Below are 2,750 nucleotides of genomic sequence, written 5' to 3' on the forward strand. Positions count from 1 at the left end.
GTCATCTGTTGCCCATTTACGTCATACGCTGACATCAGCAGACTGAGAATATCTGTACGCGCAGAATCATTTTGCCAACGTCTTTCAGAAATTTCTGCATAGATTAGTTTGTCAATTTGCTCTCGTCTTTTTAAGAAAATTCCCCAAGGACTCCATGCGCCTAAATCTTTTTGTAGCGAAGGAAAGAAAAACAAGCTGGAATACCAAGGTTTAGTTACGTCTTCTAATAAAGAACTCAATTGTTCTTTTAATTGTTGGTAACGCGCACCATGAGTAATCCCAAATACCACTTGTAAGATAATTTCTAAAGTGATATTTGACATTAATTTGTGTATACAAATATTTGTACCTGATGTCCAATGTTGTGTAATATTTTCAGTTATTTGACAAATTGCTTGTCCATAAGATTTTAAATTATCGCCATGAAATGCTGGGAGTAATAGCTGCCGTTGTTGTTGGTGCGATCGCGCTTCTTGAAAAACAAGAGAATTCTCTCCAAACAAGGGTTTAAATACATGGGTTGCTTTAATCTTTTTTGGAATAAACCTTCTACAATTACGTCTTTTGGTGATACTAAAATTTCTTATATTAGTGTATACAATCAACCTTACAACCCGTTCTTTTTCTTGATTTTTCACGGCATCTGGAAAACCTCTCTTCTATTTCTCTCTCCTAAAAGGAGAGAGACTTTGAATTTCCCCCTTCCCGATGCGGGAAGGGGGTTAGGGGGTTAGGTTTTTCGTGGACTTTTCCACATAACGTGAAAAGTCAGACTCGTGACGATGTTTATTAGCTCAATACAAGTGCGATCGCTAATATCGCTAATATTATTGTAGCGGCAGTCTTTAAAGACAAGCGTAGGCGTAGCGCGTCGTAGACATCGCTAATGTATAAAGGTTGATTTAGTGCGATAAGTTAATATGAGTTTGACGAAGCTCAAAAAGCGATAAGGATAAGACTTTTAAGTTTTTTATATCTTACGAGTTCTGTTATCAACTCTAATAATTAAGAGGAGCGAGCAATTGAGTAACCTAGATAGAGTTTTAGATGCCGCAATGGAGCTTACTTTAGAGCAGCAAGAAATGCTGGTACAAATTCTCAAAAACCGAATTATTGAAAGTCGGCGAGATGAAATTGCGTCAGATGCAGCAGCTTCTATTGCTGAATTCCAAGCAGGTAGGCTCAAAGTCCAGACTGCTGCCGAAGCAATTCAAGAATTACGGGAATATCTCAATAACCCAAGTGCAGCCGATGTATAAGTTAGTTATCACGAGCAAATTTAAAAGAGCTTTTCGAAAATTTACTCGTCGTAATGCTGACTTACAGGCCAGAATAGAAGAAACTATTGCTGCTATGGAGAATGACATATTTGCAGTCAACTTGGGCACTCACAAGCTAGAAGGAAAGCTTTCAGGGTTGCTTTCATGTTCTTGTGGATATGATTGTCGTGTTGTTTTCTTGCTGAAAACCGATGAAGAGAGTGGGGAACAAGTTGTTCTTTTGTTAGACATTGGTACTCATGATGATGTTTATTAGCTCAATACAAGATTGTCGCTACAAGATTAGCGACAATCTTGAAAATCAAGCGTAGGCGTAGCCCATCGTAGACATCGCCAATAGAAACGCAGTTCTGACCAAAGCTACCAATGATGTGAGTTAAAATCCTGATATCTTCAATCACTACTCACGCAGACAGACCCCGAAAAAGCGATCGCTATGCTTCAGTATCCTCATCTCGAACAAGCGCTAAAATATCACTTCGGTTATGACCAATTCCGCCCCGGACAACGGCAAATTATCGAAGATGCGCTGCAAAATCGAGATTTAATGGTTGTGATGCCGACTGGCGGGGGGAAATCTCTATGTTTTCAGCTACCAGCATTGTTGAAAAATGGACTAACTGTGGTAGTGTCGCCGTTAATTGCTTTGATGCAAGACCAAGTAGAAGCGCTGCGAAATAATAATATTAACGCGACATTTCTCAATAGCAGTTTGAACGCTTACAAAGTGCGATCGCGGGAAGAAGCCATCCTCAGCGGTAAAGTAAAATTACTCTACGTCGCCCCGGAACGTCTCCTCAGTGAAAGGTTTCTCCCGTTTCTCGATTTAGTTAAAGAAAAAATCGGTATTTCTAGCTTTGCTATTGATGAAGCGCACTGCGTCTCTGAATGGGGACATGATTTTCGTCCAGAATATCGCCAGTTGAAATCTCTGCGGAAACGCTATCCTGATGTTCCTACTGTTGCCCTCACCGCCACAGCAACCGATCGCGTCCGTAGTGATATTATTCAACAATTAGGGTTGAAGCAACCAAGCATCCATCTTGCCAGCTTTAACCGTGAAAATCTTTATTACGAAGTTCGTCCTAAAACTAAATATGCTTACGCTGAATTGTTAGAACTAATTCGAGAAACTGAAGGTTCGACAATTATTTATTCTTTAACTCGTAAAAAAGTTGATGAACTCACGTTTAAACTCCAAAATGATAAAGTTATTGCTCTGCCTTATCACGCCGGATTAAGTGATGAAGAACGTAGTAGTAATCAAACGCGATTTATTCGAGATGATGTTCGGGTGATGGGGGCAACAATCGCCTTTGGAATGGGAATTAATAAACCTGATGTGCGGTTGGTAGTTCACTTCGATCTGCCCAGAAATATAGAAAGTTATTATCAAGAATCTGGTAGAGCCGGTAGAGATGGAGAACCATCTCGATGTACAATATTTTTCAGCTTTGGTGATGTTAAAAC

At 39.8% G+C, this 2,750-nt stretch carries 5 protein-coding genes; 3 read left to right on the plus strand and 2 right to left on the minus strand.

What is annotated here, in order from left to right:
* Positions 1–638 (minus strand): cytochrome P450 (locus IQ229_RS22675; RefSeq protein ID WP_322744049.1); only part of this gene is annotated, 638 nt, incomplete at its 3' end.
* Positions 639–1,022: 384 nt separating this feature from the next.
* Between IQ229_RS22675 and IQ229_RS22680 the strand changes: the two genes are divergently transcribed.
* A complete protein-coding gene (locus IQ229_RS22680; RefSeq protein WP_194047619.1) occupies positions 1,023–1,259 on the plus strand; it encodes a hypothetical protein in 237 nt (78 codons plus the stop codon).
* A complete protein-coding gene (locus IQ229_RS22685; RefSeq protein WP_194047621.1) occupies positions 1,252–1,536 on the plus strand; it encodes a type II toxin-antitoxin system RelE/ParE family toxin in 285 nt (94 codons plus the stop codon). Before IQ229_RS22680 ends, IQ229_RS22685 begins: the two co-directional genes overlap by 8 nt.
* A 1-nt stretch (position 1,537) precedes the next feature.
* Here IQ229_RS22685 and IQ229_RS22690 read toward each other — a convergent pair whose 3' ends face one another.
* Positions 1,538–1,681, minus strand: a complete 144-nt coding sequence (locus IQ229_RS22690) for a hypothetical protein (protein ID WP_194047623.1) — start codon at positions 1,679–1,681, stop codon at positions 1,538–1,540.
* Positions 1,682–1,716: 35 nt separating this feature from the next.
* Here IQ229_RS22690 and IQ229_RS22695 point away from each other — a divergent pair.
* Positions 1,717–2,750: RecQ family ATP-dependent DNA helicase (locus tag IQ229_RS22695; protein WP_194047625.1), on the plus strand; the 1,034-nt coding region annotated here is incomplete at its 3' end.

The organism is Nostoc cf. edaphicum LEGE 07299 (genome assembly GCF_015207245.1).
GTDB classification, from domain to species: Bacteria; Cyanobacteriota; Cyanobacteriia; order Cyanobacteriales; family Nostocaceae; genus Nostoc; species Nostoc edaphicum_B.

Coding starts and splice junctions, on each gene's coding strand:
- IQ229_RS22685 (WP_194047621.1), top strand. CDS start 1,252: ATGTATAAGTTAGTTATCACGAGCAAATTTAAAAGAGCTTTTCGAAAA.